The following is a 14,086-nucleotide window of genomic DNA, read 5'->3' as shown; positions in this document are numbered from 1 at the left end:
GCCTTGATCGACTCACTTGAGTTTTCAAGACTTTGAAATGGACCAAGCAAGCATGAACAACATCGAAGACATCTACTCCCTTTCGCCGACCCAGCACGGTCTGTTGTTCCACAGCGTCTATGAACCGGATTCGCGGGTTTATTACCAGCAACTGAGCCTGGACATGAACGGCCCGCTGCAACTGAGCGCATTTCGCGGTGCCTGGCAGGCGCTGATGCAGCGCCACGCCGTGCTGCGCAGTGCATTTCTCTGGGAAGAACTGGACGATGCCTATCAGGTGGTGCAACAGGAAGTAGAGTTACCCCTGACCGAACTGGACTGGCAAGACCGCGCCGAGCCACAGGCCGCGCTGGAACAGTTGGCGCTAGAGCAGCGGGCGCAACCCCTGGAGCTGAATGACTCGCCGCTGATGCGCGTATGCCTGGTGCGCCTGGCCCCCGAGCGCTGGCACCTGATCTGGACCTTCCATCACATCCTCATGGACGGCTGGAGCGTCGGCATTGCCGTCCAGGAGTGGCTGGCGCTGTACTACGAACAAGCCCATGGCCGCCCCGCCCACCTGGCGCCAACCCGCCCTTATCGGGACTACATCGCCTGGCTGGCGGAACAGGACATGGCCGCCACCGAAGGGTTCTGGCGCGAGCAACTGCAGGACGTCAGCGAGCCGACCCCGCTGCCCACCTTCGCCGTACGCCAGGCAGCACCGGCAGGAGCGCCGTTCGCCGAACGGGAAAGTCTGCTGGCGGCCAGCGAAACCGAGCAACTGGCGCACTTCGCCCGCCAGAACGACCTGACCATCAATACCCTGATCCAGGGCGCCTGGGCGCTGCTGCTGGGCCAACACGCCGGGCGTGACGACGTGGTTTATGGCGTCACCGTCGCCGGGCGTCCGGAGAACCTGGCGGCGGTGGACAGCACCGTCGGGCTGTTCATCAATACCCTGCCGCTGCGCGTGCAATGGGCCAATGAGCCGACACTGGTGACCTGGCTGCAACACTTGCAGCAAGCCAACAGCGATCTTCGTCACCACGCCTACCTGCCGCTGGGCAAGCTCAAGTCGATGACGCGCATCGCTGCCGAACAGGCGCTGTTCGACTCGATCCTGGTGTTCGAGAACTTCCCGGTCACCGACGCGCTCAACCAGGACACCGGTGGCTTGAGCTTCAGTGCCCCGAGCAACGACCAGCAGGTCGATGGCATTACCCTCACCCAAGGCCGCAACCACTTCCCGCTGTCGCTGATCGTGGTGCCGGACAAACAACTGCACTACCTGATCAGCTACGACCGCAGTCGCTTCAGCGACGCCGAGGTCGCGGTGTTGTCGGCACAATTGCGCGCCATCCTGTTAGCGATGACGGCGCAAGCGCAGTGCCGGGTCAGCGAGCTTGAGTGGCTGAGCCCTGAAGAACGCCAGCAACTGCTCGTACAGGGTCGCGGCGTGCAACTGCCGGTGCCTGAGGCGTGCCTGCACCAGCGCTTCGAACAACAGGTGGCCGCTCACCCGGACCACCTGGCAGTCCGCGACCGTCAGGTCGCCCTGACCTACCGTGAACTGGACCAGCAGGCCAACCGCCTCAGCCAGTACTTGCGCGCCCAGGGCATCGGCCACGACAGCGTCGTGGCACTGGCCCTGGAACGCAGCGCCGAGTTCGTGATTGCCCTGCTGGCCACCCTCAAGGCCGGCGCCGCCTATCTGCCGCTGGACCTCAAGCAGCCTGCAGGGCGCCTGGCCGACGTGCTGGTGGACAGCCGCACCGCGCTGCTGATCGGCGCGGCCGCCTCACCCTTGCTCAAAGGCCTGGCCGAGCACACGCCGACGCTGTGGCTGACAGAACAGGCCGAGGCCATCGCCTCCCAGCCAGACACGCCACCGGCCGTGGACCACAGCCCGACTGACGCCGCCTACGTGATCTATACCTCGGGCTCCACCGGCACCCCCAAGGGTGTGGTGGTCGAGCACCAGTCCATCGTCGATTACCTGACGGCGGTGCACGCAGTACTCAACCCACCGCCGACAGCCCGCTACGGCTTGCTGTCGAGCATCGCCGCCGACCTCGGCCACACCCAACTGTTCGGCGCCCTGTGCAGCGGCGCCAGCCTGTTGCTGGTGGATGAAGACAGCGGCTTCAGCCCCCTGGCACTGGCCGAACTCTTCGAGCAACACCCGGTGGATGTGCTGAAGATCACCCCAAGCCATCTGGCCGGTCTGTTGCAGGCGCTTCCCGATGCCCGCCTGTTGCCGCGCGCCCTGCTGGTCTTCGGGGGCGACGCCCTCAGCCCGACGCTGCTGGAGCAGGTCAACCGCCTGGCGCCGGGGCTCAGGGTGTTCAACCACTATGGGCCGAGCGAAGCGACGGTCGGGGCGATTGCCACCGAACTGCCCCCAGGCCTGCGCAGCATCGCCCTCGGGCGACCGCTGCCGAACCGTCAATTGCAAGTGGTGGATGCCAACGGTCGCCTGGTGCCCACCGGGGTGTCCGGTGAGCTGCTGATCAACGGCGCCCTGGCCCGGGGTTACCTGCACCGCCCGGACCTGACCGCCGAACGCTTCCACCTCGACGCGGATCAGCAACGCTGGTACCGCACCGGCGACCGCGTGCGCTGGCAAGTGGACGGCCAATTGGCGTTCCTCGGTCGGGTCGACAGCCAGGTCAAGATCCGTGGCAATCGCCTGGAGCTGGGCGAAGTCGAGGCGCAGCTCAAGCGCCTGTCGCCGCTGATCGAACAGGCGCTGGTCCGCGCCGTGGAACTGGACGGCAGCCTGCGCCTGGTGGCCTACCTGATCGCCAGCCAGTCGCTGTCCGCCACCAAGCTGCGTAACGACCTCGCTGCGCGGGTGCCGGACTACATGGTGCCGGCGCACTTCATCACCCTCGACGAACTGCCCTTGACCCGTAACGGCAAGGTCGATGTCCAGCGCCTGCCGCTCCCGCAAAAGCCCACGGACGACAGCGCCACCCACGTTGCCCCGCGCAATGAAGTCGAAGCACAACTGGCCGCCATCTGGCAGGAGGTGCTGAAGCTTGAGCGTGTCGGCGTGCATGACAACTTCTTCGCCTTGGGCGGCGACTCGATCATCAACTTGCAGATCATCGCCCGCGCCAACCAGCAAGGGCTGAAACTCACGCCCCGCCAGCTCTTCGAAAACCGCACCATCGCCGACATCGCCCGGGTGCTGGGCGCCGATGCCAGCCAGGGCGTGGCACACGAGATTGCCGATGGCTATGACCTGCCACTGGCCGCCGGGCAACTGGCGCGCTTGCAACAAGGGCCGTTGCACGCGACTTGGCGTTGCGTGGCGCTGACCCAGGCGATCGATAGCAAGCTGCTGAGCCAGGCCATCGTCGCCTTGCAGCAACACCACCAGGCCTTGCGCCTGGCGCTCATGGCCCTGCCGGAGGGCGAGTGGCAGCAACGGGTGCTGGTCGCGGCCAAGGCCCCGGTCGTCACCGCCGAAAAACTGGAGACCTGCGCCCCGGCGCAACTGCAAGCCCTGGCCCAGGCCGGTGTCGACGCGCTGGAACTGGACGCAGGCCAAACCCTGCACGCCAGCTTGCTGGAGGTAAACGGCAAACATTCGCTGCTGCTGGCCGCTCATCCGCTGTGCCTGGACGAAGCGTCCTGGGCGCTGCTGCTGACGGACCTCAACCTGGCCTTGGCGCAACTGCGTTATCAGCGGCCAGTACGCCTGTCCTACGCCGGTGGTGACTTCACCCAGTGGACACGGCACCAACAGGCTCACGCACAGGGCGATGGCCTGGACGACGCCTGGGAGCACTGGCTGCAATACGCCGGCGCGGAACCGCTGCAACTGCCTGACAGCCAGCAGCCGGCCAGCGTGATCGAACAGTCCCTGGCGACTGCCACCTCAGGCGAACTCAAGCGCCTGGGCGAAGTGCTGCAACTGGACTGGAGCAGCCTGTTGGCCGCGGCCGTGGCCGAACAGTACCGTGAACCGTGCGGCAATGGCCTGGTCGCGCTGAGCGTGCACGGCGCCCGGCCGAGTGTCGAGCGCTTGCCGGTCGCGGCGCCCATTGCCGTGGCCGACCTCGACCCGGCACGCATCATCGGGCCGTTGGCACTGGCGGTGCCGTACTTCCTCCAACTCGAAGGCGACAGCCTGCTGCAACGCTTGCAGGCACTGGCCGCGCAGATGCGTGCCTACCCGCAACACGGCGTCGACTATGGCGCCCTGCGCTACCTGTCGGACAACACCTACCTGCAAGAACCGCTGCGTGACCTGCCGGCGGCCTCGGTCGCCATTCGCTGGCTGGGCAACCTCGACAGCCATCGCGAAGAGCGCGGCATCCTGGCCCAGGTCGAAGCCGCAAACCCGTCGGCGGCTTCGCCTTGCCCACTGACCCTGGACGCCTGGTGGCAGGATGACTGCCTACACCTGCGCAGCCAGGGCACCCTCGCCGCCGACTGGGCACCGCGCCTTGCTCAACGCTTGAGCGAACTCGCCGGGCTCGTCGCCACACCGGATCTGCGCCCTGCCAGCCAGGCGTTTCCACTGTGCCACAAACAAGCGGCGACCCTGGCGGCCGAGCCGCTGGACTGGTTGAACATCGAAGACGTCTACCCGCTGTCGTCGATGCAACAAGGCATGCTCCTGCACACGCTGTTGCAACCCCACAGCGGCATCTACCTGATGCAACAACGCTACAGCTGGGACGGGGTATTGCAACGCCCGGCGATGGAAGCGGCCTGGCAGCTGTTCCTCGAACGCCATCCAATGATGCGGACCGCCTTCTGGTGGCAGGACGACCATGAGCCGCTGCAATGCGTGTACCGCCAAACGCACCGGGCGTTCGACTGGCAGGACCTGCGCCATCTCGACGAAGAACAGCAGCGCCTGGCCATGGACCAGGCCCTCGAAGCACAACGCTTGCAAGGTTTCGACATGGCCGGTGCGCCACTGACCCACCTGCGGGTGTTCCAACTCGACGAGCGACGCTTCGCCGTGGTGCGCAGCTTCCACCACATCCTGACTGACGCCTGGTGCTTCGGCCTGCTGATGGAAGACCTGCTGGCGATCTACCAGGCCATCGTGCGCCAGGAGCCGGTGGCCCGTCCGCGCTTGCGCTCGTTCCGCGGCTACATGAGCTGGCTGGAACGCCATGACATGGCCGCCGCACACGCGTTCTGGCAGGCCGAAATGGCCGGTTTCAGCGAGCCGACGCCACTGCATGTGGACAGCTCCGTGGCCGGCCCGGAACAGGCGCCGGAACAGGTCGGCGACTTCGACCAGACCCTGAGCATCGCCCAGACCCAGCGTCTGCAGCAGCTGTGCCAGCAATACCAACTGACCCCCAACACCTGGATCCAGGGTGCCTGGGCGCTGTTGCTGTCGCGCTACAGCGGTAACCGCGACGTGCTGTTCGGCGTGACCGTCGCCGGCCGCCCGACTGACCTCGCCGGTGTAGAAGAAATGGTCGGACTGTTCATCAACAGCCTGCCACTGCGCATCGATGTCGACCCACAAGCGCCAGTGGCCGACTGGTTGCAGGCGCTGCTGTCCCACAATGCGCAATTGCGCGAACACGAAAGCGCGTCGCTGGTGGACATTCAGCGTTGCAGCCAAGTGCCGCGCGGCCAGCAGTTGTTCGACAGCCTGGTGGTGTTCGAGAACGCGCCACTGGATATCAGCAGCGTGCAACTGGATGCCTTCAGCATCGACATCTATGAAGACAGAGTCCACACCAACTTTCCGATGACGGTGGTGTTGTACCCCGGCGACCGCCTGGGCATTCGCCTGTCCTACGACAGCATGCGTTTCAGCACGGACACCGTGCAGCGCATGCTCGGGCACCTGGTGCAACTGCTTTCGAACATGCTGGAGACACCGCAGGCCCCCCTGGGCAGCCTGCACATGCTGCCCGAGGCGGAACGCCGGCAGTTGCAGATCGACTGCAACCGCAGCGACGTCGACTTCCCGCTGGAACGTGGCTATGCGGCGTTGTTCGCCGAACAAGTGCGCAGCCGCCCGCAGCACCTGGCCGCGGTATGCCAGGGACAATCGCTGACCTACGCCGAACTGGATCGCCGCGCCAACGCCATCGCCCATGCGCTGCAAGCCGCCGGTGCCGGCCCGGAAACCCTGGTGGCGCTGTTCGCTGAGCGTGGCCTGGCCTTGCTGACGATGATGATCGCCACGCTCAAGGCCGGTGCCGCGTTCCAGGCGTTGGATATCCAACAGCCTCACGCACGCCTGGCGGAGCTGCTGGACCTGGGCGAAGCGCCGCTGTTGCTGGTGTGCGAGCACGCGACCTCAGCACTGGACAACGTCCTGCCGCAGATGCGCCAGCAACCCACCTGCCTGATCGCCCAGGCACTCTGGCAAGGCCGTGAACAGCCGTCGGTGAGCTATGCGCACAACCCGGATCAACTGGCCTACGTGATCTTCACTTCCGGTTCCACCGGCACGCCCAAAGGTGTGATGGTCGAACAACGCGGCATGCTCAACAACATGTTCGGCAAGGTCCCGAGCCTGGGCCTGGGTGAGCACGACCGGATTGCCCAGACGGCTTCGGCAGCGTTCGATATCAGCGTGTGGCAATTCCTCGCCGCACCGCTGTTCGGCGCCACCGTGCACGTTCTTCCCGATGCCCAGGCCCACGACCCTGTGGCCTTGCTTGATGCGGTTCAAGAACAGCAGCTGACGCTGCTGGAAACCGTGCCGGCGCTGATTCGCGGCATGCTCCAGGAAAGTCAGGAGCACCACAGCCTGGCGAGCCTGCGCTGGCTCCTGCCTACCGGTGAGGCATTGCCACCGGCCCTGGCGCGAGACTGGTTCGCACGCTTCCCGGCCATCCCGTTGATGAACGCCTACGGCCCCGCCGAATGCTCCGACGACGTCGCCTTCTACCCCATCACCCAAGCCCCGGCCGACGACTGCCTGCACATGCCCATCGGCAAGCCGACCGCCAATAACCAGGTATTCGTCCTCGACACGGCGCTGCGCATGGTCCCCATCGGCGTACCCGGCGAGTTGTGCATCGGCGGTGTCGGCGTAGGTCGCGGCTACCTGCGCGACCCGCAACGCACCCGCGAAGCCTTTGTGCCGCACCCGTTCCAGGCCGATGCGCGCCTGTATCGCAGCGGTGATATCGGCCGGATGCGCGCCGACGGCGTGATCGAGTACCTCGGCCGTCGCGATCAGCAAGTGAAGATCCGTGGCCACCGCATCGAACTGGGCGAGATCGAAAATCGCCTGATGCAACACCCGGCGGTGGGCAGCGCGGCGGTGCTGGCGCTGCCCGACGCCCGCGGTGCGTTGCAACTGGTGGCCTGGTATGTGCTCGACGAAGCGGCCGACCTGGGCGGTGAGTCCGCACAACAAGTCTTGAGCGCTTACCTGGGCCAGCAACTGGCAAGCTACATGGTCCCGGCCCGTTGGCTGGCCCTTGCGCAATTGCCGCTGAACGCCAATGGCAAGATCGACCGCCGCGCCCTCGCCGCCTTGGGTGTGCCCCAGGACGAGACCGCGCAGGCGCAAGGCATCGCACCGCGTACGCCAACCGAGACAGTGCTCGCCGAACTCTGGCAGGAAATCCTCGGCCTGGACGACGTCGGTGTGCACGACGACTTCTTCGCCATCGGCGGTCACTCGCTGCTGGCCACTCAGGTGTTGTCGCGGATTCGTCGACGATTGAACGTGAACCTGCCACTGCGCACGCTGTTCGAGCGTGGCACCCTCGAACAATTGGCCGAAGCGGTCGACCAGCAACGCGATACCCAGACCGAAACCGACGATCACACCGAGATAACCCTGGCGCCGCGCAACCAGCCGTTGCCGCTGTCCTACAGCCAGCAACGGTTGTGGTTCCTGGATCGCTTCGAAGGCCCCAGCGCCGCCTACAACATGACCACCACCGTCAGGCTGCGTGGCGCGCTGGACATCGCGGCGCTGCAAGGGGCCTTGCAGGCAGTGTTCGAACGCCATGAATCCTTGCGCACGGCGTTCCACCTCCACGGCGACCAGCCTTGCCAGGTCATCAGTCCCGCACCTGTGGTGGACTTGACGCCGACCGAGCTGAGTCACCTCGACAGCGAACAGCAGGCGCCAACCCTGCAACGCCTGATCGATGAACAGGCCGCACGCCCGTTCGACCTGCAACAGGCACCGATGCTGCGCGCCAACCTGCTGCGCCTGGGCGCCGATGATCATGTGCTGCAACTGGTGCTGCATCACATCGCCACCGACGCCTGGTCCATGGGCATCCTGATGCAGGAGCTGATCGTCGGGTACCAGGCCCGCAGCAGCGGCTCGACACCGGTGCTGCCGGTGCTGCCGATCCAGTTCGCCGACTATGCCTACTGGCAACGCAGCGAAGCGCAACAGCGCCTGCTGGCACGGGCCATCGACTACTGGCGCCGCCAGCTCGAAGGCGCGTCCACGCTGATCCCGCTGCCGCTTGACCAGCCACGCCCGGCGCGCCCCGACTACCAGGGTGCGGCGCTGGAGCAACGCTTCACCGCGGCCCAGACGCAGGTGCTCAAGGCCTATGCGCAGGAACAACGGGCGACGCTGTTCATGGTCTTGCTCAATGCCTTCAACAGCCTGTTGCAGCGGGCCACCGGGGCCAACGACTTTATCGTCGGTACCGACCTGGCCAACCGCGAACATCCGGCCCTGGAACACCTCATCGGCTTCTTCGTCAACGTGCTGCCGATCCGTGCCCGCCTGAACGAGGGCGAAACCTTTGACGCCCGCCTGCAACGCTTGCGCGAGGATTGCCTGTCGGCGTTCCAGCACCAGCAGGTGCCGTTCGACAAACTGGTCGAGGAGTTGCAGCCGCCGCGTACGCCGGGGGTCAACCCACTGGTCCAGGTGCTGTTCGTCATGCAGAACACGCCCAGCGGCAATGCCAGCCTGCCGGACCTTGAGGTGGAGCACTTGGTATCGCCCCAGGAAAGCAGCAAGTTCGACCTCGCTGTGTTCGTCGAAGAGGACGAGGAACAAGGCCTGAACGTGCGCTGGGTGTATCGCACCAGCGTGTTGCAGGCGCAGACCCTCCAGCGCCTCGAACAAGGTTTCGAGCACCTGCTGGAGCAGCTCGTCGCGGCCCCGGCGCAGGCGCTGGACCTGTGGTCGTGGCGCCTTGAAGGCAGCAACGCTGGCGCCACGCCTGATTCGCCGCTCGACGACGCCTCGGCCCGCAGCGCGCGCAAACAGTCGAAACTGAGCAAGCTCAAGCAGACCCGCGCAACCGCCGTGAGCCAGGTGGCCCACGAGCAGGTCCGTACCCGCACCCTCAACGCCGGGCAAGCCTTGCCGTTGGTGATCGAGCCGTTGCTCGGCGACCTGGACCCGGTGCACTGGGCGCTGCAAGCCCGGGAATGGATCAATGCCCAGTTGCTGACCCACGGTGGCCTGCTGTTCCGGGGTTTCAACCTGCCGGACGCTGGCGCTTTCGAACAATTCGCCCAGGCCATCGAACCCGACCTCTACGGGACCTACGGCGACCTGCCGAAAAACACCTCGGGCAAGAACATCTACCACTCCACGCCGTACCCGGAACAGCACATGATTCTCTTCCACAACGAGAGCTCTCATCTGCCGCAGTGGCCACGTAAGCAGTGGTTCTATTGCGAAACGCCGGCACCGCGCGGCGGCTGCACGCCCATCGTCGATTGCCGGCAAGTGTTGGCGCGCTTGCCCGAGGATATCGTCGCTCGCTTCAAAGCCCTGGGGCTGCTGTATGTGCGGCACTTCACCGACAAGCTGGATGTGCGCTGGCAGGACTTTTTCAAGACCGAACAGCGCGAGGAAGTCGAGCGTCAATGCCTGGCGTCGGGCATGCGCTGGGAATGGCAGGGGGCCGACAACCTGCGGATCGCCCAGCATTGCCCGGCCATCGTCGCGCATCCCGAGACCGGGGAACTGTCGTTCTTCAACCAGGTGCAACTGCACCACACCGCCTGCCTGGAGCCGGAAGTGCGCAACAACCTGATCAACCTGTTCGGCCCCGGGCACCTGCCCCGCAACGTGTACTACGGCGACGGCAGCGTGATCGAAGACGCGGTGATGCAGGTGATCGGCGAAGCTTATGAAGACTGCGCGGTACGTTTTAGTTGGCAAAAGGGTGACATGGTGATGCTGGACAATATGTTGGTGGCCCACGCCCGGGACCCCTTCGAGGGCGAGCGCAAGATCTGTGTCGCCATGGGCCAGATGATGCGCCGCGAACAACTGACCGGGTGCCTGCCCGAAGCACAGCCGGTGCCGGCTGTGGAGGTGCAGGCATGAGCGCCTTCGAAAAACGTGAAGAAGCCTTCGCCCTCTCGCCGCAACAGCGCAGCCAATGGTTGGCCGGGTTGCCAGCGGCGCGCCTGGAACTGGAAGTAAAAGGTCCGTTGGCCCTGGAACGTCTGCAGAAACGACTCGTTGCCCTGAGCGCTTGCCACGAGGCCCTGCGCCTGCGGGTGCGGCCTGAGCCGGGCCTGCTGATGCCGTTGCAAGTGGTTGAATCCACCGCCATGGCCGCGGACGCCATCAGCGTCGAGGTGCAAGCAATCGGCGACGATCGCCACCGAGTGACGCTGCAACTGCCGGCACTGAGCGCCGATCGCGGAACCTTGCTGCGCCTGGCGCAGGCTTTGGCCTCGACCGATGCACCATCGGTGGATGACGAGGCCATGACCTATACCCAGTACAGTGCCTGGCTCTACGAATTACAGGCCGATGAAGACGCCGAGCCTGGTCGGCGCTTCTGGGCCAGCCAGGCCCTGGACGAGCCGGCCGCCAGCGAATTGCTCTACCGCCAGGCACGCAGCGACCGCCCCGACGCCCCGGTCACCACTCGCCTGGGCGCCAACCCGCCGTTGAGCATGGCCCTGGACAGCTTTTGCCAACGTCACAACTCATCGCCCGAGCAGGTGTTGATGACGGCCTGGGGCGCGCTGTTGCAGCGCCTGAGTACCGGCGACAGTCCGGCGCTGACCTTGAACTGGGTCCACGATTGCCGCGACGACTATGAAGAACTCGCCGACTGCTGGGGCTTGTTCGCCAAGCCCCTGCCCCTGCGCTGGCAACCGGCGGCGGACAGCCATTTTGCCCAGGCGCTGGCGAACCTGCAGGTGCTCTGCGAACAAGCCACGGAATGGCAGGAATACTGCGGCGTCAGCGCTGCATTGCCGGCCGACGCCTCGCAGTACGGTTTCCAGTGGGGTGGGCAGTTGCCCGATCGGCTCGACACCTTGGGTAGCCTGGCATCGACGCTCACCGTGCTGGACGCACAGGCCATCCCCGCGGGCATGGAGCTGCTGCTGGTGGCCGAAACCACCGCTGGCGGCTATCGCTTGAACCTCTGCCACCTGCCGAGCCGCTACAGCGAGCAAGCCGCCCTGGTCTTGCTGGAGCAGTTCCAATCGCTGCTGCTCGATGCCCTCGCCAACCCGGGCAAGCCCCTGGCCGAGCTCTCATTGCAGTCGCCAAGTTTCACCGCGACGCTGGCCGCCCTGCGGGCGCCAGCCGACGTCGCGGCGCTGCCGTTTACCAGCGTGCCGGCGAGTTTCGATGCGTGTGCTGCGCAGTTCCCCGAGCTTTTGGCCCTGCGCGACCACAACGGGCAACTGAGCTATGCCCAATTGCAGGCCCGCAGCAACCAACTGGCGCGTTACCTGCGCGCTCAAGGCGTAGGTCGCGAAGACCGCGTGGCGTTGTACCTGGATCGCTCGTCGCAGATGGTCCTGGCCATGCTCGCCGTGCTCAAGAGCGGCGCGGCGTTCGTCCCCCTGGACGTGCATCAGCCGGCACAGCGCTCCCTGGCCATCCTGCAACAGGCGCAGCCGGTCTTCGTCCTGAGTGGTTCGGCCGGCAGCGCCCCCGCGTTGCCCGCCATCGGCAGTCTCGACCTGCGGGATGAAGCGACCTGGCAGCAAGCACCCGCCACGCCAGTCGACGTCGAGATCCAAGCCCAGGACGCAGCTTACGTGCTGTTCACCTCCGGCAGCACCGGCACGCCTAAAGGCGTTATCGTCGAGCATCGGCAGCTGGCCAGTTATGTCGCCAGCGTGTCCCGCCGCCTGGCGCTGGCGCCCGGCGAACGCAGTGCGGTGGTCACTTCCCTGGCGGCCGACCTGGGCTACACGTTGCTGTTCCCGGCACTGCTCAGCGGCGGCGAATTGCACCTGCTGGACAAGGAAACGGCGATGGACGCCCAGGCCTGGGCTGCCTGGCAGGCGCAATACCCGATCGACCACCTGAAGATCGTGCCGTCGTTGCTCGACGCCTGGTTGATTCACGCCCAAAGCGCTGCCGTGTTGCCACGCAAGCAATTGATCCTCGGTGGCGAAAGCTGTTCGCGGCGCCTGTTGCAAAGCATTCGCGGCCTCGCGCCGACGCTGGCGCTCTTCAACCATTACGGCCCGACCGAAACCACCGTTGGCGTGGTGATGCACAAAGCCGAACCGGCCATGGATTATCGCCGCCTGCCGCTGAGCGACCGTCTCGACGGCATGCGCCTGTACCTGCTCGACGAGCAGCAAGCGCTGGCCGCCCCCGGCCAAAGCGCCGAGCTGTATATCGCCGGCCCGCAACTGGCCCGCGGTTACCTGGACGCGCAACAAAGCGCCGGGCGTTTCATCGAACTGGCGCAACTGCCTGGCGAACGCCTCTATCGCACCGGCGACCTGGCCCGCTATCGCCATGACGGCAGCCTGGAAATCACCGGACGCGCAGACCGCCAGGTGAAAATCCGCGGTTTCCGTGTGGAACTCGACGAGATCCAGGCGCAGCTGACCGACCTTCCCGGTGTGGCCCAGGCTGCAGTGGAATCCGTCACCCGGGGCGAGCTCGGCCAGCAACTGTTCGCCTTCATGACCCTGGCACCCGGGCATTCGACCACGGTCGCCCGGCTGCATGGCCAGGCCCAGGATTGCTTGCCGGACTACATGCTGCCCACCCTGCGGATCGTCGAAGCGTTGCCACTGATGGGCAACGGCAAGCTCGACCGCAAGACCCTGCAGCAATGGGCCGATAAAGTTCTCGACACGGTCGGCAGCGCCTTGCCACGCACGCCGCTGGAAGCCCTGCTCGCCGACGTCTGGGCACAGGTGCTGGGCCTGGAGCGAGTGGGCATCGACGATGACTTCTTCGAGCTGGGCGGCCACTCCCTGGCAGCAGTGACCCTTGCCAGTCGCTTGCAGACTGCGCTGTCGGCACCGGTGACGGTCAATGCGGTGTTCAATGCCCCAAGCGTCTCGGCGTTTGCGGCATTGGTGCAGGCCGAGCTCAAGCTCTCGCCGCTGGTCCGGCTGTCGACGCCCAACGCCGTTGAAGCCGCCAACCTGTTCTGCTTCCACCCCTCCACCGGCCACGTGCAGGATTACCGCACGCTACTGACACCGCTTTCGGGCTGGCATCTGTGGGGCTTGCAGGCGGCCTACCTGACCGACGACAGCACAGCGCTGGGCGGCGATATCGAGAGCCTCGGCGCGCTTTATGTCGAACACCTGCGCCAGCAACAACCGCAGGGGCCTTATCACCTGCTGGGCTTCTCCCTCGGCGGCCTGCTCGCGATTGCCGCGGCCGCGCGCCTGGAAAGCCAGGGTGAAGAAGTGGCGTTTCTCGGTATCATTGACTCGCAATACCAGCATCAGGCGCCGGAAGACAGTGTCGAAGCGCTGCTGGAATCGGCTTCCCAAGCGTTGACGCCGGACAGCCAGGCCGTGTTGCGCCAGTTGCCATCACCGATCATGGCTGCGTTGCTGGCGCAACTGGACGCCCTGCCCCCAGCGGCACGCCTGCCGGAACTGGTCCAGTGGGCACGGCAACAAGGCCTGCAACTCGATGGCGACAGTTGGGAGCATTTGCAAACGCGGCTGCGCTACCAGCAGCATACGCAGCACCTGCTGGCCACGTTCAAGCCCGTACGGTTGAGCTGCCCGGTGCATGTCTGGTGGGCCAGCGATACCCTGGCCGAGGCTGCCTTCGTCGACCCACATTGGGAAGAGCTGAGCAGCGAGCCATTGACCCGCGAGGTCATCGCAGCACAACACCTCACCATCCTTGAGCAACGCGCCTTGCATGAACAATTGGCGGCGCGCCTCACGGCCATTGCTACACACGGAGCGGTTTGAA

General features: G+C 65.6%; 2 protein-coding genes. Both read left to right on the top strand.

What is annotated here, in order from left to right; genetic code table 11:
• Window positions 1-52: 52 nt before the first annotated feature.
• Window positions 53-10,252, top strand: coding sequence for a non-ribosomal peptide synthetase (locus tag Q7F16_RS24340; protein WP_409556629.1), 10,200 nt, complete (start codon window positions 53-55; stop codon window positions 10,250-10,252).
• Window positions 10,249-14,085, top strand: coding sequence for a non-ribosomal peptide synthetase (locus Q7F16_RS24335; RefSeq protein WP_409556628.1), 3,837 nt, complete (start codon window positions 10,249-10,251; stop codon window positions 14,083-14,085). The genes Q7F16_RS24340 and Q7F16_RS24335 overlap by 4 nt, the downstream gene beginning before the upstream one ends.
• Window position 14,086 lies beyond the last annotated feature (1 nt).

Origin of the sequence: Pseudomonas sp. Lb2C2, assembly GCF_052112205.1 — a bacterium.
Classification (GTDB): domain Bacteria; phylum Pseudomonadota; class Gammaproteobacteria; order Pseudomonadales; family Pseudomonadaceae; genus Aquipseudomonas; species Aquipseudomonas kilonensis.
Note: the sequence above shows the minus strand (reverse complement) of the source record. Positions and strands in the feature narration are given on the sequence as shown.

Bases quoted from the DNA above. Each gene is read 5' to 3' on its own strand.
- Q7F16_RS24335 (WP_409556628.1), top strand. From the start codon at position 10,249: ATGAGCGCCTTCGAAAAACGTGAAGAAGCCTTCGCCCTCTCGCCGCAA.
- Q7F16_RS24340 (WP_409556629.1), top strand. From the start codon at position 53: ATGAACAACATCGAAGACATCTACTCCCTTTCGCCGACCCAGCACGGT.